This is a genomic window from Acidovorax sp. FHTAMBA (assembly GCF_038958875.1).
GTDB lineage: Bacteria > Pseudomonadota > Gammaproteobacteria > Burkholderiales > Burkholderiaceae_C > Acidovorax.
Genome location: NZ_CP152407.1, coordinates 4233138 through 4251416, shown reverse-complemented (window position 1 = coordinate 4251416; position 18279 = coordinate 4233138). Strand labels below are relative to the sequence as shown.

General features: G+C 65.0%; 18 protein-coding genes and 1 pseudogene. 11 read left to right on the top strand and 8 right to left on the bottom strand.

Annotation, left to right across the window (positions count from 1 at the left end; genetic code table 11):
• Positions 1 to 113 precede the first annotated feature (113 nt).
• Positions 114 to 1346, top strand: a complete 1233-nt coding sequence (gene tyrS, locus AAFF19_RS19840) for a tyrosine--tRNA ligase (RefSeq protein ID WP_342720853.1) — start codon at positions 114 to 116, stop codon at positions 1344 to 1346.
• 92 nt (positions 1347 to 1438) lie between these two features.
• On the opposite strand, the gene AAFF19_RS19835 is transcribed toward tyrS, so the two are convergent.
• Complete coding sequence (locus tag AAFF19_RS19835) at positions 1439 to 2440, bottom strand: LysR substrate-binding domain-containing protein (protein WP_342720852.1); 1002 nt, start codon at positions 2438 to 2440, stop codon at positions 1439 to 1441.
• Positions 2441 to 2574: 134 nt separating this feature from the next.
• Here AAFF19_RS19835 and AAFF19_RS19830 point away from each other — a divergent pair, with 134 nt between their 5' ends.
• Both AAFF19_RS19830 and AAFF19_RS19825 read left to right on the top strand, forming a co-directional pair.
• Positions 2575 to 3117 (top strand): DUF2917 domain-containing protein, encoded by a 543-nt coding sequence (locus tag AAFF19_RS19830; protein ID WP_342720851.1) that lies wholly within the window; start codon positions 2575 to 2577, stop codon positions 3115 to 3117.
• Between the two features lie 105 nt (positions 3118 to 3222).
• Entirely contained in the window at positions 3223 to 3600 is a 378-nt protein-coding gene (locus AAFF19_RS19825; RefSeq protein ID WP_182120428.1) for a DUF2917 domain-containing protein, read from the top strand.
• 170 nt (positions 3601 to 3770) lie between these two features.
• On the opposite strand, the gene AAFF19_RS19820 is transcribed toward AAFF19_RS19825, so the two are convergent.
• Complete coding sequence (locus AAFF19_RS19820) at positions 3771 to 4169, bottom strand: BLUF domain-containing protein (protein ID WP_008907226.1); 399 nt, start codon at positions 4167 to 4169, stop codon at positions 3771 to 3773.
• Positions 4170 to 4306: 137 nt separating this feature from the next.
• On the opposite strand from AAFF19_RS19820, the gene AAFF19_RS19815 reads away from it, so the two are divergent.
• The 3 genes from AAFF19_RS19815 (at position 4307) to AAFF19_RS19805 (ending at position 7444) form a co-directional block, all read left to right on the top strand.
• Complete coding sequence (locus AAFF19_RS19815; protein ID WP_342720850.1) at positions 4307 to 5062, top strand: Crp/Fnr family transcriptional regulator; 756 nt, start codon at positions 4307 to 4309, stop codon at positions 5060 to 5062.
• 164 nt (positions 5063 to 5226) lie between these two features.
• Positions 5227 to 6657: a bifunctional UDP-N-acetylglucosamine diphosphorylase/glucosamine-1-phosphate N-acetyltransferase GlmU gene (gene glmU, locus AAFF19_RS19810; RefSeq protein ID WP_342720849.1), complete on the top strand. Its 1431-nt coding sequence runs from the start codon at positions 5227 to 5229 to the stop codon at positions 6655 to 6657.
• Positions 6658 to 6664: 7 nt separating this feature from the next.
• Positions 6665 to 7444: an ATP-binding protein gene (locus AAFF19_RS19805; protein WP_342720848.1), complete on the top strand. Its 780-nt coding sequence runs from the start codon at positions 6665 to 6667 to the stop codon at positions 7442 to 7444.
• 121 nt (positions 7445 to 7565) lie between these two features.
• Here AAFF19_RS19805 and AAFF19_RS19800 read toward each other — a convergent pair whose 3' ends face one another.
• The 5 genes from AAFF19_RS19800 to AAFF19_RS19780 all read right to left on the bottom strand — a co-directional run bounded on the left by AAFF19_RS19800 (position 7566) and on the right by AAFF19_RS19780 (position 12065).
• Complete coding sequence (locus AAFF19_RS19800; protein ID WP_342720847.1) at positions 7566 to 8807, bottom strand: ISL3 family transposase; 1242 nt, start codon at positions 8805 to 8807, stop codon at positions 7566 to 7568.
• Positions 8808 to 8929: 122 nt separating this feature from the next.
• A complete protein-coding gene (locus AAFF19_RS19795) occupies positions 8930 to 9982 on the bottom strand; it encodes a diguanylate cyclase AdrA (protein ID WP_008907222.1) in 1053 nt (350 codons plus the stop codon).
• Positions 9983 to 10147: 165 nt separating this feature from the next.
• Positions 10148 to 10468, bottom strand: coding sequence for a MerR family transcriptional regulator (locus AAFF19_RS19790; protein WP_342720846.1), 321 nt, complete (start codon positions 10466 to 10468; stop codon positions 10148 to 10150).
• Positions 10465 to 11451, bottom strand: coding sequence for a DnaJ C-terminal domain-containing protein (locus tag AAFF19_RS19785; protein ID WP_342720845.1), 987 nt, complete (start codon positions 11449 to 11451; stop codon positions 10465 to 10467). Before AAFF19_RS19785 ends, AAFF19_RS19790 begins: the two co-directional genes overlap by 4 nt.
• Before the next feature lie 104 nt (positions 11452 to 11555).
• The gene (locus AAFF19_RS19780; RefSeq protein ID WP_121508515.1) at positions 11556 to 12065 is read right to left on the bottom strand and encodes an Lrp/AsnC family transcriptional regulator; all 510 of its coding nucleotides are present in this window, start codon (positions 12063 to 12065) and stop codon (positions 11556 to 11558) included.
• 140 nt (positions 12066 to 12205) lie between these two features.
• On the opposite strand from AAFF19_RS19780, the gene glmS reads away from it, so the two are divergent.
• Positions 12206 to 14119, top strand: a complete 1914-nt coding sequence (glmS, locus tag AAFF19_RS19775) for a glutamine--fructose-6-phosphate transaminase (isomerizing) (RefSeq protein WP_342720844.1) — start codon at positions 12206 to 12208, stop codon at positions 14117 to 14119.
• A 234-nt stretch (positions 14120 to 14353) separates the two neighbouring features.
• On the opposite strand, the gene AAFF19_RS19770 is transcribed toward glmS, so the two are convergent.
• Positions 14354 to 14638 (bottom strand): hypothetical protein, encoded by a 285-nt coding sequence (locus tag AAFF19_RS19770; protein WP_056638830.1) that lies wholly within the window; start codon positions 14636 to 14638, stop codon positions 14354 to 14356.
• A gap of 236 nt (positions 14639 to 14874) precedes the next feature.
• Here AAFF19_RS19770 and AAFF19_RS19765 point away from each other — a divergent pair.
• The 4 genes and pseudogenes from AAFF19_RS19765 to AAFF19_RS19750 form a co-directional block, all read left to right on the top strand.
• Positions 14875 to 15120 (top strand): annotated as a pseudogene (locus AAFF19_RS19765) (transposase); the annotation flags it as partial.
• Positions 15121 to 15237: 117 nt separating this feature from the next.
• Positions 15238 to 16764 carry an IS21 family transposase gene (istA, locus tag AAFF19_RS19760; RefSeq protein ID WP_056637686.1) on the top strand — a complete coding sequence of 509 codons (1527 nt, stop codon included), beginning with the start codon at positions 15238 to 15240 and terminating at the stop codon, positions 16762 to 16764.
• On the top strand, positions 16757 to 17542 hold the full coding sequence (istB, locus tag AAFF19_RS19755; RefSeq protein ID WP_024815605.1) for an IS21-like element helper ATPase IstB: 786 nt from the start codon (positions 16757 to 16759) through the stop codon (positions 17540 to 17542). The genes istA and istB overlap by 8 nt, the downstream gene beginning before the upstream one ends.
• Positions 17543 to 18002: 460 nt before the next feature.
• A complete protein-coding gene (locus AAFF19_RS19750) occupies positions 18003 to 18230 on the top strand; it encodes an antitoxin Xre/MbcA/ParS toxin-binding domain-containing protein (protein WP_082564895.1) in 228 nt (75 codons plus the stop codon).
• Positions 18231 to 18279 lie beyond the last annotated feature (49 nt).

Below are 18279 nucleotides of genomic sequence, written 5' to 3'. Positions count from 1 at the left end.
TTCGACAGAATGGTGAAAAACAGGTCGAAACAGCGGGCCTACTAGAATCCGCCTTACGCAATGTGGGCTGAAGTATAGCGGTGCATGCTGTCTAGACATCCAAAAAAACCCTTATGAATCAATCTGCTGTTACAACAACCCCGGTCTCTGATGGTGTAGGACGGGCCCTTGAAATTTCTCTGCGCGGTGTGCAGGAGCTGCTGCCACAGGACGAATGGGTCAAGAAGCTGGTGCGCTCTGAGGCCACGGGGCAGCCGCTGCGCATCAAGCTGGGGCTCGACCCTACCGCGCCGGACATCCACATCGGCCACACGGTGGTGTTGAACAAGATGCGGCAGTTGCAAGATCTGGGCCACCAGGTGATCTTCCTGATCGGCGACTTCACCAGCCTGATCGGCGACCCGTCCGGCCGCAACAGCACGCGCCCGCCGCTCACGCCCGAGCAGATCAAGGTGAATGCCGAGACTTATTACAAGCAGGCCAGCATGGTGCTGGACCCGGCCAGGACCGAGATCCGCTACAACAGCGAGTGGAGCGAGCCCCTGGGTGCGAGCGGCATGATTCAACTGGCTTCCCGCTACACCGTGGCGCGCATGATGGAGCGCGATGACTTTCACAAGCGCTTCACCACCGGCCAGTCGATCTCGGTACACGAGTTTCTGTACCCGCTGATGCAGGGTTACGACTCGGTGGCGCTCAAGAGCGATCTGGAGCTGGGCGGCACCGACCAGAAGTTCAACCTGCTCATGGGCCGCCACCTGCAGCAGGAATACGGCCAGGAGCCGCAGTGTGTGCTCACCATGCCGCTGCTGGTGGGCCTGGACGGCGTGGACAAGATGTCCAAGTCCAAGAACAACTACATCGGCATCACCGAAGACGCCAACACCATGTTTGCCAAGGTGCTGTCGATCAGCGACACCCTGATGTGGGACTGGTACACGCTGCTGTCGTTCAAGAGCCTGGCCGACATCGCCGCGCTCAAGGCCGAGATCGCCAGCGGGCGCAACCCCAAGGACGCCAAGGTGATGCTGGCCAAGGAGATCACCACACGGTTCCACAGTGCCGCCGCGGCCGATGCGGCCGAGCAGGACTTCATCAACCGCAGCAAGGGCGGGGTGCCGGATGAGATCCCGGAACTGTCCCTGTCGGGCGCGCCGCTGGGCATTGGTGCGCTGCTCAAGCAGGCCAACCTGGCGCCGTCCGGCAGCGAGGCCAATCGCCTGATCGACGGCGGCGGCGTGCGCGTGGAGGGCAGCGTGGTCAGCGACAAGGGCCTGAAGCTCGAAGCGGGTACCTACGTGGTGCAGGTGGGCAAGCGCAAGTTTGCGCGGGTCACCCTGTCATGATTTTGATATGAAATTGGCCGCTACCGCTTGATGGATAAGCGCTGGCAGCTATCAATTTGAAAGCGCTGAGGCCTTGGGGTCCAGCGCTTTTTTCATGCGCCGTCCAGGTTGTCGTTCAAATCCGGATCGGGCACATCGCCAATCGCCTGGCGGGTGGCCTCGGCCTGCACCTGCAACCAGGCGCAAAACGCCTTGATCTCCGGCCGTTGCGCGCTGCGCGGCCCCACCATGAGCCAGTAGGCCAGGGGCGAGTCGATGCGGTGGCCGGGCAGCACCTCCACCAGGTCGCCTGCCGCCAGGGCATCGGCAATCAGTGGCATGCGCGCCAGTGCCAGGCCCTGGCCGGCCAGCGCGGCCTGCACGATCTGGTGGGCGTAGTTGAAGTACAGCCAGCGCTGGGGCTGCAGCTTGGCCAGGTCGCGGCTGTCGAACCAGCGGCGCCAGCTCAGGTACTCCAGATAGTGCGTGCGGTGGGCGTCGCCGGCCTCGATCAGGGTGAACTGCGCCACATCGGCCGGGGTGCGCAGCGGCTTGCCGCTCTTGAGCAGCCAGGGGCTGGCCACCACGGCCAGTTGCTCGCCAAACAGGCGCACGCCCCCCTGGGTGGCGCCGCCCGGCATGGCGTAGCGCAGGGCCAGGTCCACGTCCGAGGTGTCCAGATCGACCTGCGCGTCGCTTGCATCAATGCGGATGTCGATGCCCGGGTTGTCGCGCTGGAACTCCTCCATGCGCGGGATCAGCCACATCGACGCAAAACTGGCCCAGGTGGTAATGGCCACGCTGCGGCGCCCGGCCGTCTGGCGCACCAGGCGCACGGCGGCGTCCATGCGCTCCAGCGCCGGACCCACGGCGCGCTGCAACTGCGCGCCCGCGCTCGTCAGCTCCACCGCGCGGGTGTGGCGCAAAAACAGGGGCACGCCCACTTCTTCTTCCAGCGCCTGGATCTGGCGGCTCACGGCAGATTGCGTCAGCGCCAGCTCATCGGCGGCGGCGCGAAAGTTCAGGTGCTTGGCCACGGCCAGAAAGGCACGCCAGTGGCCGGTGGCCACGGGCCGGGTGCGCAAGACGGCGGGGGAGTATTCGGCAGAGGTCATGGCGGCATTCCTGCTGAGCGTGATTCATGCGTTGACGGAATGAATAGCGTAGCGCGTTTTCATTGGACTGTGTGTGGCGCAAACGGCACCATTCATTCACCGTACTCGCTTTCAACCACGCCAAGGAGCCCGTCATGTCGCACCGCCCCGTTCTGGAATCGCAACAATCCGTGCCCGCCTCCAGCGCTGGCCGATCTGCGGCCGGCAGCTGGACGCTGGGCGCGGGCCGTGCCCTGTCGCTGCACCCGGCCGCGTCGGGCGTGCTCGCCATTGCCTGCGGGCGGGCCTGGGTGACGGTGCAAGGCCCCGGTGCGGGATGCCCGGGCACCGGGGTGGACCACGTGCTGCGCGCTGGCGACGAGCTGGCCATTGCGCCCGGGCAGCATGTGGTGCTGGAGGCCTGGAGCCCGCCCGGGCGTGCCGACGCCATGGCGTTCCGCTGGGATGTGCCGCCGGCCAGCCTGCCCGCCACCTGCGTCACCCGCACTGCGGCCTGCGACTGGGAATGCGGCGTGGTACAGCCTCTGCGGGACCTGCTCCGGGCGCTGGGCCTGGGCGGGCGGGCCGTGGGATCGGCAGCGCTGGATGTGGCCGGCGCGGGCGGGCGACTGGCGGCCGGTGCCGTGCGTTTTGCTCTCTATCGGATAGCAGCACCCCTGCATCGCAGGCCTGTTTGAGGCTGTCATGCAGAAAAGGCATCAATGGGTGCCGTGCTTTTCATTGGACGTTGTTCTGCAACCCGCGCACCATACGGTCTTATTAGGGTTTACCCGGAGTTCACCATGACAACCACTCACACTTTCCCACTGTTTTCCTTCGCGCCTTCCCGCGCTTTGGGTGCATCTTCCAGCGCCACCGGCACCGTCGCGGCAGGCGCTGCGGCGACCCTGGTGCCCAAGGCGGCCATGGTGCTGCGTGTGGCCGAGGGCCAGGCCTGGGTCACGCTGGGCAACGGCGAGCGCGATGACCTCATCCTGTGCGCCGGTCAGTCGGTGCCGGTGGCTGCAGGCCAATCGGTGGTGGTCGAGCCCCTGGGCGGCCGCCGCCTGCAATACCGCTGGGTGGACGGCGATGCCGCCGGTGCCCGCCCTGCATCGTGGTGGCGCCGCGCGTCCGTGGGCAACGGCGCACCCGCCTGGGGCGACGCCTGCTGCGCCTGACCTGGGCGGGCGGGGGGCCGGCCCGGCCACCCCGATGGGGACAGTATTTTTAGTCAAAATGGCTGCTAGCGCTCTACCATCAAGCGCGAGCAGCTATTTTTTTGATAGTGAGTGGACGGGTGCGCCAGGTGGCTGGCGTGAGTCCTCGCACAGCACCCCGATCAGCCAGGTCAGAGCATCAGCTCGCCCCGCACGGTCTCGAACGCGGCAATGGCCGCATCGCCGTCCAACTGCTCCATGCGCGCCAGCGCATCCACGTCTTCCACGGTGCTGAAGGCCAGGCTGAACTGTTGAAACCGCCGCCCCGCCAGCGGGCCGTGGTGGATGACTTCGACGTTGATATGGCGCGGGTCGTTGCGGATGCGCTCAATGAGCTTGAGCACGGCCTTTTGCGGGCCTTCGAGTTGCTGGCAAAAGCGCTGGCCGTCGAAAATCAGCAGTCCTGTCACATCCAGCTCCGCGTTCACCTGGCGCGCGCGCCCGGCAATCTCGGCCACCACGCTCAGGGGCTGGTCGGGCGCGAGGGTGCTCACATAGAGAACCTCATACAGGGCAGTGCAAATTTTCATAGGTGCGGCCCAATGTAGGGGGCCCACAGGGGTTGCGCAATGTCAAAAGACATACGGCCCGCCATCGTGCCCGCACTGGCGCTGCAATGTTGTTACCAGATGTGAGCAAGGCGCTTGCGTGCCTAGAATCGCGCACCATGAACGCCACTTTGCCGCCCCACACCTGCCCGCCATCCTGCGATGCGTGCAGGCTCAGAAAAACCGGCGCCTTCACGCCCGTGAAGCCCGAGGTTCTGGCGTTCATCGAGGGTTTTCGCAAAGACACGATGGCCGTGCAGGCCGGGGGTGCGCTGGTGCGCGAGAGCGAGCCCAACGCCAAACTCTTCACCCTGTATTCAGGCTGGGCATTCCGTTACAAGACGCTGAGCGACGGGCGCCGCCAGATCCTGAATTTTCTGCTGCCCGGCGATCTGGTGGGGCTGCAGCAGGAGTTTGGCGAGGTGTCCACCCACGGCATCGAGGCGCTGACGGACTGCTCGCTGTGCGTGTTTGAAAACGACAGCCTGTGGGCGCTGTTTCGCGAGCACCCGCGCCTGGGCTACGACATCACCTGGCTGGCGGCGCACGAGGAAGGCCACCTGGACGAAAACCTGCTCACCACCGGCCGCCGCAACGCCACCGAGCGCGTGGCCATGCTGCTCATGCACCTGTACCGCCGGCTCGACCGCATCGGGCTGGTGGAGGACGGCGCGGTGGCGTTCCCGCTCAACCAGCAGCACATTGCCGATGCGCTGGGGTTGTCGCTGGTGCACACCAACAAGACGCTGCGGCGCCTGGCCCTGCTGGGTCTGCACGAGCTCAAGAACGGGCGCCTGCGCCTGCTGAACACGCGCGCGCTGGCGCGCATTGCCGAGTACTACGACACACCGCCCCGGCTCATGCCGCTGCTGTAGCCGCGCGGTGGCGGTAGAAATATGGGCTAACTGAGCCCCAGCGCTTATGGATCAAGCGCTAGCAGCTATGGTTTGAATAGCGTCTTGCACCCTGCGGGCGCAAGCCCATAATCCTCTCCATGCCCGCGCGCCGGGCTTTGTTGCGCACCCCAACCCTCATTTTCATGACCTCACTCGACATCCTCATCATGGCGGCCGGCAAGGGCACGCGCATGAAAAGCCGCATCCCCAAAGTGCTGCAGCGCCTGGCCGGGCGCCCGCTGCTGCACCATGTGCTGGACCAGGCGGCGCACCTGCAGGCGCGCAGCGCCATCGTCATCACGGGCCACGGTGCTACAGAAGTAGAAGCTGCTTGCGCAGGTGCAGCAAGCGCTGGAGCCGGTTTTGACCTGAAATTTGCCCGGCAGGAGCCGCAACTGGGCACCGGCCACGCCGTGCAGCAGGCTGTGCCGCACCTGCGCGAAGATGGCACGGTGGTGGTGCTGTCGGGCGATGTGCCGCTGACCCAGGCCGACACGCTGCGCGCCCTGGTGGCTGCCGGCGAAGGTGGCAAGCTGGCCCTGCTGACGGTGACCCTGCCCGACCCCACCGGCTACGGCCGCATCGTGCGCAATGCCGACGGCGCCGTGCAAGGCATCGTCGAACACAAGGACGCCACCGACGCCCAGCGCGCCATCACCGAGGTCTACAGCGGCATCATGGCCGTGCCCGCGCGCCTGCTCACGCCCTGGCTGGCGCGGCTGACCAACCACAACGCCCAGGGCGAGTACTACCTGACCGACATCGTCGCCATGGCCGTGCAGGGCGGCGTGCCCGTGGTGGCCCACCGCATCACCGATGCGCTGCAGGTGGCGGGCGTCAACAGCCCGCTGCAGCTGGCCGAGCTGGAGCGCGCGCACCAGCTGCGCACAGCGCGCAGCCTGATGGAGCAGGGCGTGCGCCTGGCCGACCCGGCGCGCTTTGATGTGCGCGACGACACCCGCACCGGCGTGCGCGGCGAACTGGTGTGCGGGCAGGACGTGGAGATCGACGTGAACTGCGTTTTCACTGGCCGCGTGGAGCTGGGCGAGGGCGTCACCATCGGCGCCAACTGCTGCATTGCCAACGCGCGCATCGCGCCCGGCGCCGTGATCCACCCCTTCACGCACATCGACGGCGAAAAGGCGGGAGCCACCGTGGGCGAGGGCGCGCTGATCGGCCCCTTTGCCCGCCTGCGCCCCGGCGCGCAACTGGGCCGCGAGGTGCACATCGGCAACTTTGTGGAAGTGAAAAATTCCACCCTGGCTGACGGCGCCAAGGCCAACCACCTGGCCTACCTGGGCGATGCCACGGTGGGCGAGCGCGTGAACTACGGCGCAGGCAGCATCACCGCCAACTACGACGGCGCCAACAAGCACCGCACCGTGATCGAGGCCGACGTGCACATCGGCAGCAACTGCGTGCTGGTGGCGCCCGTGACCATTGGTGCAGGCGGCACGGTGGGTGGTGGCAGCACCATCAGCAAGAGCACGCCGCCCGGTGCGCTCAGCGTGGCGCGGGGCAAGCAGATCACCAAAGAAAACTGGCACCGCCCTGCCAAGTTGCCCAAGGCGTGATGCAGCCATGACGCAGCCCGCAAGCCCTGCCGAGGTCGAGCAACTGCGCGCCGAGCTGGCCCGCAGCCAGCAGCAGGTGGCCGACATGGCCGCTGCGCAGGAGGAGTTCTTGCGCGCCGTGTCGCACGACCTGCGCGCGCCGCTGCGGCACGTCACGTCGTACGGCACGCTGGTGCGCGAGGTGCTGGGCGACTTGCCGCCCGAGGTGGCGCAGGGCGCCGAGGTGCAGGAGGCGCTGGGTTTTCTGGCCACCATGGACCAGTCGGCCCGGCGCATGGGGCTCATGATCGACGGCCTGCAGGCCCTGGTGCGCGCCAGCCGCACGCCGCTGCATCTGCAGGCCGTGCCGCTGGCCGACGCCGTTGTGCAGGCGCGCGCCGCGCTGGCCGCTGCCGAGGCCGGGCGGGGCGTGGAGTGGCGCATTGCGTCAGACCTGCCCACGCTGCAGGCCGACCCCACACTGCTGCAGGAGCTGCTGGTGCAACTGCTGGGCAATGCCCTCAAGTTCACCCGGCCGGTGGCGCAGGCGTGCATCACGGTGCAGGCCGATGCGGCACCTGCGGGGCAGATCGCCTTTACCGTGCAGGACAACGGCGTGGGTTTTGACCCGGCGCGCGCGGGTAGCCTGTTCGGCGTGTTCCAGCGCCTGCACCGAGAGACCGAGTTTGACGGTGTGGGCACCGGCCTGGCGCTGTGCCGCGCGATTGCGCAGCGCCATGGGGCGCAGATCCGTGCCACCGCGGTGCCGGGCGGGGGCTGTACGGTGCGGGTGGGCTGGCCGGCTTGAACAGCGCTTCAAGTTGCTGCTAAAAATATAGCTGTTCGCGCTTGCTGGATAAGCGCTACAGGCACTTTTTCGGCTCTCTTCCGTTTCGGGTGGAACCCCACATCCCCCACCGGGACCATGGTCAGGCCCTTGCCTTTTGCAAAGGATTGCCCGGCAAGTGAGTGAGCTTGCCAGCGATCAGGAACGCCATGGCTACGAAGTGCTCGGTGGTTGCATAGCCACGCGCCTTGGCCTTGCTCGCTTGCAGTAGCGAGTTCACCGCCTCCACATAGCCAGTATGCAGATGGGAGGCATCAAACGCTTTGAGTATTCCTGCCCAGTGTTGCTTGATTGTCTTGGCCAATTCCTTGAATGGCTGCAGGCGGCTGCGTTGCGCCCAGTGCAGCCATTTCTTGAGGGCCTGCGCACTGCGAGCTGCATCTGCGTGTGAATCCCTGTAGATATCGCGCAGCCCTTCCTTCATCCGCCACGCCCTGGCGGTCTTCAATCGGGTGTGGGGCAGCCAATCCATGTTGGCCTGCTCTTTGTCCGTCCACTTGGCTTTGTCTTTGAGCCAGCACCAGCGGGTCTTCTTGAGCCAGCGTTCGCCCCTGGCCTCTTCGCGCCGCACAGCGTCCACTGCCCGGTTGGCCATCTGCACCACATGGAATCCGTCGAAGGCAATGGCCGCCTGGGGCAAGTGCTGGCCAACACCTGCGATGAAGGCCTTGGACATGTCCATGCACACCACCTGGATGGCCTGCGTCTGACCTTGGTGGCTCTTGAAGTCCTCGGTAAACCTTTGCACCGTGCTGGCATCCTTGCCGGGCGTGGCGTAGATCAGGCGCGCCCGCTGCAGGTCGTGCACCAGGGTGATGTAGCTGTGGCCTTTGGCGCAGCTGGTCTCATCGATGCCAATGACCGCCACATCCGCATAGCTCTCCTTGGCCCGTGCCAAGCTGACATGGGCATCGATCTGGCGCCACAAGGCGTTGTCCGCGCAGCGCAGAATGCGCCCACACGCGGCCACCGGCATCTCGCGGGCCAGCGTGAGGGCCAAGGCCTCGAACATGAGCGTAAAGCGGCTGCCCTCTCGCGCCCAGGGCACGTTCAGCTGGGCAGTAGATCCGCAGGCGCTACACGACACCCGAGGCAGCGCGCAGTGCACGTAGGCTTCAAACTGAAAGAAATCCAGATGCCGCCAGCTGCGCTGGCGGTGGTCATGCAGCTTCTGCTGGGCAGCTTCGCAAACGGGGCAGGTTGCATGGCCTGATTGCCAGACCACGTACAGGTCGATACGGCTGCGCTCCAAGTCCAGTGCAACACGCTCTACCGCCCAGGGGGCGGCCAGCCCCAATGCCTGACAAAACAGTGCTTCTTGCATCGGGATGGCTCCTGTTTAACGGGTGTCAAGGGATTTATTTGAACTGTAGCGTTCCACCCGAAACGGAAGAGAGCCACTTTTTCTATATATTTTTCGGGGGCGCGGCCCCCTCGGCAGGTGTGTTACACCGCAGGCGCCAGGGCGGGTTCGATGCTGCCCGCCACGCGGTTGCGCCCGCCGTTCTTGGCGACATACAGTGCGGCGTCGGCCGCGTCGATCCAGGCGCGCAGGTTGCTGTGGCGGTGGTCGGCCGGGGCCACGCCAATGCTGCTGGTGATGCGTACGTCAGGCAGGCTGCGCAGGCGCACGCCCTCGGTCTGCTCGCGGATGCGGTGGGCAAGGGCCAGTGCGTCCCTGGCCTGCATGCCGGGCAGCACGATGGCAAATTCATCGCCGCCATAGCGCCCCGCGCAGTCGCCCGCGCGCACGTTGCCGCGCACCACATGGGCCAGTGCGCGGATCACCTCGTCGCCCACCGTGTGGCCATGCTGGTCGTTGATCTGCTTGAAATGGTCAATGTCCAGCATCAGCATGCAGGCGGGCTCGTTGGTGGTGTGGTGGCGGCGCAGTGCAGCCTCGGCCTGTTCCTGCCAGTGGCCACGCACGAAAAGTCCGGTGAGCGCGTCCACGCGCCGCAGCTCATCCAGCAGCTGGTTCTGGTGGGCCGTCTTGCGGATGAGCTGGTAGCTCACGACGCTGACCGAGATCGTGTGCAGTGCCATCACGGGCAGGCACGCCACGATGACGCGCATGGAGGTGTCGGGCGCCCAGTGCAGGCCCGCCAGCAGCATGCCCACCAGCCCTCCGCCCAGCATGGCCGGGATCGAGCGTGCCCAGAGCCCGCGGATGCCGGTGGTGATCTTGTCCACCAGGGTCAGCGTGACCAGCAGCACGCTGGGCAGCAGGTTGAAGTGCATCAGCGGCACAAAGCTCGCCGCCATGGCGGAGTCGATAAGCAGGTTGCGGGTTTCGGCGCGGTACGGGTCTTTGCTGCGCCGCGTGATCAGGTAGGCCACGTGCGGCCACACAAACGCGGGCAGCACCATGGCCGCCCACGCGGCGGCGCTGGCGTGGCGCTCCCACAGCACCACGCCCACCACCATGCCACCGAGCCCCATGCCCAGAATGCGCAGGGGGTAGATACGGCGGGGCATCTGGCGGCGGGGTGTGGGCATGGAGAGTTGGGGTGGTGCCGCCGGTGCTGCGCTCCGGTGGGGGCGGGCTCGCGAAGGGCTGGGGGGAGCTTACATGCCCCCGTGGGGCGATGCCAGCACGAAATGACCATGTGTTCTGCCGCGCGGCTCCACGGTGTTCGCCGTGTTCGCCGTGTCCAGTTGCGTTCAACGGCCTTTCAGGTGCCGCAGCTGCTGGCGCAGGGCCGTGACTTCTTCGATCAGGTCGGCCGTGAGCGCCGCCAGGTGCGGATCGGCGTCGAAGGTGAGTTCCAGGTGGGCAATGCGCCGGGCGCGCACCACGGTGGCCCCGCTGAAGCGCCAGGCCGAGCGGTCGCCTTCGGTGCCAGCCTGCAGCAACCCCTCCTGCAGCCGCGCTGCCACCCAGTCGGCATCCATGCGGCAGGCGCGGGCCAGGGCGTCCAGCGTGAGGGCGGCGCTGCCATCGTCGAGCAGTTCTGCGGGGGGCGTGGGGGAGTGGGCGCTCATGGCTGGGCTCCTTGCGCAGCGCGCGGGTTGTAGTGGGGAAAGGCCTGGGCCAGCGCGGCGTACGCAGCGCGTTCGGCATCGGTGGTGGCCGGCGGCAGGGCCATGTGCAGTTCCAGATAGAGGTCGCCCGGTGGTGTGCCCGGGATGCCCCGGCCCTTGAGGCGCAGCTTGCGCCCCGCCTTCCAGCCTGCGGGCACCGCCACCTCGATGACCGAGCCGCCCGGCGTGCCCACCTCGACCGAGGCGCCCAGGGCTGCCTCCCAGGGGGCCACCACCAGCGGCTGGTAGACATCGCGGCCCTCCGCGCGCCAGCGCGGGTCGGGCTTGAACAGCACCTCCAGAAACAAATCGCCCGCCGGTGCGCCACCCCAGCCCGGGCTGCCCTGGCCAGCCAGGCGGATGAGCTGGCCTTCGCGCACGCCCTGCGGGATCTTGACGGCCAGATGGCGCTCGTCGCGCACCAGCGATCCGTCATCGGCCTGGTGCGCGCTTTGCAGCGTGAGGGTGCGTTCGGCGCCCTGGTAGGCGTCGGTCAGGTCCAGCTCGATGCGGGCGTGGTGGTCTGCGCCGCGCTGGGTGGGGGGGGGTCTTCCGCTGGTGTGTTCGCTGCGCCCGGCGCCACGCGCCCGGGCGGCACGGCCAAACAGCTGTTCAAAGAAGTCGCTGTAGTCGCCCGGAGCGCCACCCGGACCACCCGCGCCGTCCGAAAACTCGAACCCCGCATCCCAGTGCGGGGGCGGGCGGAAGTCCTGCCCCGGCTGCATGCGCGGTTCTTGCGCAAGGCGGTCGTAGGCGGCGCGTTTTTCCGGGTCGGAGAGCACGGCGTTGGCCTCGTTCACCGCCGTCATGCGCGCCACGGCGTCGGGCTCCTTGCTCACGTCGGGGTGGTATTTGCGCGCCAGCTTGCGGTAGGCCTTCTTGATCTCGTCGGCCGTGGCGGTGGGGCTGACCCCCAGCGTCTGGTAGTAGTCCTTGAACTCCATGCGGCGTGGCTCCTGTGTGTCCAACCACTCTATGCCGATGCGGCGGGAAGGCAAGAGGACTGGGACAACGGCATGCAAAGGGGCTGTCAACCATTTGCTATGAATTAAATAGCTGCTTGCGCTTTATGATCAAGCGCTAGAGGCACTTTTGTACCAAATTTTGCCCTGCGGGTTGCAAAGAAGGCCTTCACGTTGCGCACATTGGCATCGCCCGTGAACAGGCGCTGCGACAGCGCCAGGTACCCCGGCATGTCCCGTGTGTGCACCACCAGCACAAAGTCCGGCCCGGGCGATACGCGCCAGCATTGCTGCACGGCGTCGTCGGCCACGGCGCGGGCTTCGAACGCGTCAAGCTGTTCGGCGCCTTGGCGGTCCAGCGACACCTCGACGATGCAGGCCAGCCCGTGGCCCTGAATGGCCGCAAGCCGATCGGGCTGCAGGATGGCCACCTGGCGCTCGATCAGACCGGCATCGTGCAGGCGCTTGACGCGGCGCAGACAGGTGGGCGGGGAGACATGTACCTGTTCGGCCAGGGATTGGTTGCTCTGCGCCGCGTCGGTTTGCAGCAGGTTGAGCAGCTGCAAGTCTGTGCTGTCGAGTGATATGGATTCCATGATCTTCTATAAATTGAATAAAAATTTCATGCATTGTGTTTTGTGAAATTTAAGTTCAATTTCATTGAAATATCAATCGATAATTTTTCTCAATGCTGCTTACGATCCGCCCCATCGAATCCAACCCAAGGGCAAACACCATGTGCGGCATCGTCGGCGCGGTCTCTACGCGCAACGTCGTTCCCATCCTCGTCCAGGGCCTGCAGCGGCTTGAATACCGGGGCTATGACTCCTGCGGCGTGGCGGTACATGCCTCCAGCCTCGATGCAGCGCGCCCGGCAGGCCTGCAGCGCGCCCGCAGCACCGCCCGCGTGGCTGAGCTGCTGGAGCAGGTGACCACCGAACACATCGACGGTGCCACCGGCATTGCCCACACCCGCTGGGCCACCCATGGCGCGCCCGCCGTGCACAACGCCCACCCGCACTTCAGCCACGGCACTGGCGCAGACGCGCAGGCCCAAAGCGCAGGCCGAGTAGCCTTGGTGCACAACGGCATCATTGAAAACCACGAAGAACTGCGCCGGGCGCTGCAGGCACGCGGCTATGTGTTTGTGAGCCAGACCGACACCGAAGTCATCGCCCACCTGGTGGACAGCCACTACAGCGGCGACCTGTTTGAAGCCGTGCAGGCCACCGTGGCCGAGCTGCATGGCGCCTACGCCATCGCCGTGATGCACAAGGACGAACCGCACCGCGTGGTGGGTGCACGCGCTGGTTCGCCGCTGATCCTGGGGGTGGGAAGCGGGGGCGCAGAGCACTTTCTGGCCAGCGATGCCATGGCCCTGGCGGGTGTCACCGACCAGATCGTTTATCTGGAAGAGGGTGACCTGGTGGACCTGCAGCTGGGCCGCTACTGGATCGTGCGCAAGGACGGTGCCGCACTCACGCCCGAACAGCGCCCCGTGCGCACGGTGCTGGCCCACAGCGGCGCGGCCGAGCTGGGCCCCTACCGCCACTACATGCAAAAGGAAATCTTCGAGCAACCGCGCGCCATCGCCGACACGCTGGAAGGCGTGGCCGGCATCGTGCCCGAGCTGTTTGACGGCGCGGGCCAGCATGGCGAACCTGGCGCCGCCGCCTGGCGGGTGTTCAAGGAAATCGACAGCGTGCTCATCCTGGCCTGCGGCACCAGCTACTACAGCGGCTGCACCGCCAAATACTGGCTGGAAGACATCGCGGGCATTCCCACGCAGGTCGAAGTGGCCAGCGAATACCGCTACCGCACCAGCGTGCCCAACCCACGCACCCTGGTTGTCACCATCAGCCAGTCTGGCGAGACCGCTGACACCCTGGCCGCGCTGCGCCACGCCCAATCGTTGGGCATGCAGCACACGCTCACCATCTGCAACGTGGCCACCAGCGCCATGGTGCGCGAATGCAAGCTGGCCTACATCACCCGCGCAGGCGTGGAGATCGGCGTGGCCAGCACCAAGGCCTTCACCACGCAGCTGGCGGGCCTGTTCTTGCTGACGCTGGCGCTGGCGCAATGCAAGGGACGCCTGAGCGAGGAGCAGGAAGCCGCCCACCTCAAGGCCATGCGCCACCTGCCCGTGGCCCTGCAGGCCGTGCTGGCGCTGGAGCCACAAATCATCAGCTGGGCCGAAGACTTTGCCCGCATGGAAAACGCGCTCTTTCTGGGCCGGGGCCTGCACTACCCGATCGCACTGGAAGGCGCGCTCAAACTCAAGGAAATCAGCTACATCCACGCCGAGGCCTACCCGGCCGGAGAGCTCAAGCACGGCCCGCTGGCCTTGGTGACCAGCGCCATGCCGGTGGTGACGGTAGCGCCCAACGACGCGCTGCTGGAAAAGCTCAAGAGCAACATGCAGGAAGTGCGCGCCCGCGGCGGCGTGCTGTATGTGCTGGCCGATGCCGACACCCGCATCGAAAGCAGCGAAGGCATCCACGTGATCCGCATGCCCGGGCACTACGGCCCCTTGAGCCCGCTGCTGCATGTGGTGCCGCTGCAGCTGCTGGCGTACCACACGGCGTGCGCGCGCGGAACCGACGTGGACAAACCCCGGAACCTGGCGAAATCGGTGACGGTGGAGTGAGTGGGTGGGGTGTTCTTGCGAAACCCTTAATTGACTAAAGTTATGGACTTTTTCATGTATAAAAATTAGATTTCAACAATTATTTTTCGATTGTGGGAATTTTCTACAAATTTGACTCATGCACTGTGGGTCGTAAAGATAGCTCTGCAGCCTGTAGATAAAGCCCCAAGGGTACCTGTCACCGGAAGCGGTTCGGACGGACGCATGAACGACAAGGAGTCGTGAATCCACGCACTACCTCGGGCTCAACAGGCTGGACGTCAAACCACACGTTCCTGAATTTGGCAAGCGTTCGCGCACCGCCATGAAGTCGGCCGAGGTCTTCACCCCCGAAGCAAAGAAGTCAGACCAATCGGTTGGACGCGGGGTCAACACCAGCCTCTCGCCATCGCGGCGGATGAACACCTCACGGACGGAATCGGCAAACCTGAATCCGGGCGGCAACACTACCGTCTGGGAGCCATTGCTCCAGCCGACGCGGGCTATCAGCAAAGGGTTGGTGGTGTGCTTTTTCGGCATGTCATCCTCCAGCAAAAAGACTGCTTATGCGAACAACTGCCCCCTTCGGCAGATCCTCATTGGCCACTGCCTGAAGCACCGATATCTGCGCAGGAGATAGCGGCCCATCGTCGGTATTCTGGGTAATTAAAGTCGTAAACACGCAATTAAAGTCGTAAACAAGCATCTAGGGAAATCCTGCAAAACCCCCCGCAGTGTTTGGTACATGTCAGCATGCAATGGCATCCTCACAGGCCATGAAGCAAAGCAGCCTTGACCTGAATCTGAGCACCAAGAAGACCCGCAAACAGGAACTGCTGGTCCAGATGGATCGGGTGGTTCCCTGGGCTGCATTGATCGATGTCATTGCCCCGTACTACCCCGAGGGCAAGAACGGCCGCCCACCCTTTGCCCTGGAGACCATGCTGCGCATCCACTGCATGCAGCAGTGGTTTACCTTGTCGGATCTGGCGATGGAAGAAGCCCTCTTTGACACCCCGATCTGTTGACGCCGACCGAAAACTGAGCCACTTTTTGGTGTGATGCCGACCTAAAACTGAGCCAGGTGTTTTACCTACCCTGCTGTTTTGTGCAGCAAGGGAATGAAGAGGGTGATCACCATGGACATGATTGGCAAGATACGGCGGATGCACCGCCGGGACAAGAAGACGAAGCGGGAGATATCGAGGGCCACGGGCCTGTCGCGCAACACGGTGGCCAAGTGGCTGGACGAGGCGCAGCCGGTCGAGCCCAAGTACCGCCGGGAGGCGGCGAAGGCGACCAAGCTGTCGGCGCACGAGGCGGAGCTCAAGCAAGCCTTGAAGGCCGATGCCAAGCGGCCCAAGAAGGAGCGGCGCACGGCCAAGGCCTTGTTCACGCAGATCAAGGCAGCGGGCTACGAAGGTGGCTACACGCGGGTGACGGACTTCATCCGCAAGTGGCGCCAAGGTGAAGGCCAACAGGCGGCCTGCAAGGCCTTCGTGCCATTGACTTTCGAGCTTGGCGAGGCCTTCCAGTTCGACTGGAGCGAAGACGGCTTGCTGGTGGGCGGGGTGTACTACCGCATGCAGGTCTCGCACATGAAGCTGTGTGCCAGTGGGGCCTTCTGGCTGGTGGCCTACCCCAGCCAAGGCCACGAGATGCTGTTCGATGCGCACACCCGCAGCTTTGCAGCGCTGGGTGGCGTGGCACGCCGTGGCATCTACGACAACATGAAGACGGCGGTCGACAAAGTCAAGAAGGGCAAAGGCCGCGTGGTCAATGCGCGCTTTGCAGCCATGTGCGCGCACTATCTGTTCGACCCTGATTTTTGCAACCGTGCCAGCGGCTGGGAGAAGGGGCGCGTGGAGAAGGATGTGCAAGACAGCCGCCGTCGCATCTGGGTGGAGGCGGGGCAACGGCGCTTTGGCAGCTTTACCGAGCTCAATGCGTGGCTGGGCGAGCGCTGCCGGGCTCTGTGGCGAGAGCTGCGCCACCCGCAGCACAAAGCGTTCAGCATCGCCGAGATGCTGGAGCTGGAGCAAAGCCACCTGATGCCGATGCCGGTGGCCTTTGATGGCTATGTTGAGAACCCGGCCAAGGTGAGCAGCACCTGCCTGGTGACGGTGGCGCGCAACCGCTACTCGGTGCCCTGCGAATGGGCGGGGCAAATGGTCAGCACACACCTGTACCCGGCGCAGATCGTGGTGGTGGCCGGCGATGCTATGGTGGCCACGCACGAGCGCCTGAGCGATCGCAACCAGACCCGCTACGACTGGCAGCATTACGTGCCGCTGATCGAGCGCAAGCCGGGCGCGCTGCGCAACGGCGCGCCCTTTGCAGACCTGCCCGAGCCATTGCAGCGCATGCGCAAAGGCTTGCTGCACCAGGAGGGGGGCGACAGGGTGATGGCGCAGGTACTGGCCGAGGTGCCCAAGCAAGGGCTGGACGCCGTGCTGGTGGCGGTGGAGTTGGCCCTGGAGAGTGCGCCGCCATCGGGGCGGGTGAGCACCGAGCACGTCATCAACGTGCTCGGCCGCCTGCAAGCGCAGCCCCTGCCCGAGACGGTTGCGACCAACCTGCAAGTGAGCCAGACACCCCTGGCCGACACGGCGCGCTATGACAGCCTGCGCGCTGGCAGCGACATGCAGGAGGCCGATCATGCGTGAGCTGGACAAGGAGTTCAAAGAGCTGCGCCTGTACGGCATGGCCGGGGCCTGGGAGGACCTGGTCAAGCAAGGCGGCCACGCCACGCTGGAGAGCTCGCGCTGGCTGCTGGAGCACCTGCTGCAAGCGGAAGTCACGGACAGAGCCATGCGCTCAGTGAGCTACCAGATGCACACGGCGAAGTTCCCCGTGCACCGCGACCTGGCGGGCTTCGACTTCGAATGCTCGCCCGTGGACAAAAAGCTCATCGAGCAGTTGGCCAGCATGGCGTTCACCGAGCAGGCGCACAACGTGGTGCTGGTGGGTGGCCCCGGCACGGGCAAGACGCATCTGGCCACGGCCATCGGCGTGGCGGGCATCACGCGCCATGGCTCACGCGTGCGGTTTTACTCCACGGTGGACCTGGTCAACGCACTGGAGCAGGAGAAGGCCCAAGGCAAGGCAGGCCGCATCGCAGCGAGCTTGCAGCGCATGGACCTGGTCATCCTTGATGAGCTGGGCTACCTGCCCTTCAGCCAGGCAGGCGGCGCCTTGCTGTTCCACCTGCTGAGCAAGCTCTACGAGCAGACCAGCGTGATGATCACCACCAACCTGGACTTCAAGGAATGGTCCAGCGTGTTCGGCGATGCCAAGATGACCACGGCACTGCTGGATCGACTCACGCACCACTGCCACATCGTCGAGACGGGCAACGAGTCCCACAGGTTCATGCACAGCACAGCCGTGGCCAAGAAACGCATCAAGGCACGCGAACAGGCCAAGAAGGCTGAGCCGTTCTGAGCGGCTCAAGGGCAAGCCGCTACGGGCTTCGCCCTGCGCGGCTTACCCTCAACGGACGACCACCGAGCTCGATCACCAAGGAGACCAAAACCGACCCAAGGCACTACACTTATCCACAGCCGACCTTCACAGGTTGGCCATTAGCCCTGGCTCAAAATTCAATCGGCACGGTGGCTCAATTTTGAATCGGCGCCAACACTCAGCCGCGATAGTTGCAGCAGCACGCGCGGTGCTCGCACGTCCAAAATACCCCCCACACTCTTGCACCCCAGCCGAAGACCAAGGCAGTTTTCATATGTCCGCCCAAAGCAAGCGAGCAATTCGCTGAATCGCCCACTGCAGTTCATCGCCTCCATGTTCGTCATGCAGGCGGTGGTAGGGCGGGGAACTCCCTTCAATTCAAGATACCTTGCCCGGACGTGTGCATTGCATTCATCTGGCGTGCAGATCAGAATGGGCCATGGCCCTCGAAGACGATATCGCTACCCTCTCCGCACTTGTTCAGCGTATGGTTGATGAATCAGGAACACCAGTAGGTTTTGACGCGCGGGCTTGGCTTGACCAATGGCTGTTGGAATTGGCACCGACATTTGGTCATCGTCGTCCACTGGATGTTCTCAGCGGACCCGGCGGGCTGGATTTGGTGCGTAGCCACCTCCTGCGCGCGCAATCCGGGGCCTATTCCTGAGCGCAATTGTGGTGCTCTCCATTCATTGAATGCGTCACTGCCCACTAAT

Excerpts from the sequence above, each read along its gene's own strand:
- tyrS (WP_342720853.1), top strand. The coding sequence starts at position 114 with ATGAATCAATCTGCTGTTACAACAACCCCGGTCTCTGATGGTGTAGGA.
- AAFF19_RS19835 (WP_342720852.1), bottom strand. The coding sequence starts at position 2,440 with ATGACCTCTGCCGAATACTCCCCCGCCGTCTTGCGCACCCGGCCCGTG.
- AAFF19_RS19830 (WP_342720851.1), top strand. The coding sequence starts at position 2,575 with ATGTCGCACCGCCCCGTTCTGGAATCGCAACAATCCGTGCCCGCCTCC.
- AAFF19_RS19825 (WP_182120428.1), top strand. The coding sequence starts at position 3,223 with ATGACAACCACTCACACTTTCCCACTGTTTTCCTTCGCGCCTTCCCGC.
- AAFF19_RS19820 (WP_008907226.1), bottom strand. The coding sequence starts at position 4,169 with ATGAAAATTTGCACTGCCCTGTATGAGGTTCTCTATGTGAGCACCCTC.
- AAFF19_RS19815 (WP_342720850.1), top strand. The coding sequence starts at position 4,307 with ATGAACGCCACTTTGCCGCCCCACACCTGCCCGCCATCCTGCGATGCG.
- glmU (WP_342720849.1), top strand. The coding sequence starts at position 5,227 with ATGACCTCACTCGACATCCTCATCATGGCGGCCGGCAAGGGCACGCGC.
- AAFF19_RS19805 (WP_342720848.1), top strand. The coding sequence starts at position 6,665 with ATGACGCAGCCCGCAAGCCCTGCCGAGGTCGAGCAACTGCGCGCCGAG.
- AAFF19_RS19800 (WP_342720847.1), bottom strand. The coding sequence starts at position 8,807 with ATGCAAGAAGCACTGTTTTGTCAGGCATTGGGGCTGGCCGCCCCCTGG.
- AAFF19_RS19795 (WP_008907222.1), bottom strand. The coding sequence starts at position 9,982 with ATGCCCACACCCCGCCGCCAGATGCCCCGCCGTATCTACCCCCTGCGC.
- AAFF19_RS19790 (WP_342720846.1), bottom strand. The coding sequence starts at position 10,468 with ATGAGCGCCCACTCCCCCACGCCCCCCGCAGAACTGCTCGACGATGGC.
- AAFF19_RS19785 (WP_342720845.1), bottom strand. The coding sequence starts at position 11,451 with ATGGAGTTCAAGGACTACTACCAGACGCTGGGGGTCAGCCCCACCGCC.
- AAFF19_RS19780 (WP_121508515.1), bottom strand. The coding sequence starts at position 12,065 with ATGGAATCCATATCACTCGACAGCACAGACTTGCAGCTGCTCAACCTG.
- glmS (WP_342720844.1), top strand. The coding sequence starts at position 12,206 with ATGTGCGGCATCGTCGGCGCGGTCTCTACGCGCAACGTCGTTCCCATC.
- AAFF19_RS19770 (WP_056638830.1), bottom strand. The coding sequence starts at position 14,638 with ATGCCGAAAAAGCACACCACCAACCCTTTGCTGATAGCCCGCGTCGGC.
- istA (WP_056637686.1), top strand. The coding sequence starts at position 15,238 with ATGGACATGATTGGCAAGATACGGCGGATGCACCGCCGGGACAAGAAG.
- istB (WP_024815605.1), top strand. The coding sequence starts at position 16,757 with ATGCGTGAGCTGGACAAGGAGTTCAAAGAGCTGCGCCTGTACGGCATG.
- AAFF19_RS19750 (WP_082564895.1), top strand. The coding sequence starts at position 18,003 with ATGGCCCTCGAAGACGATATCGCTACCCTCTCCGCACTTGTTCAGCGT.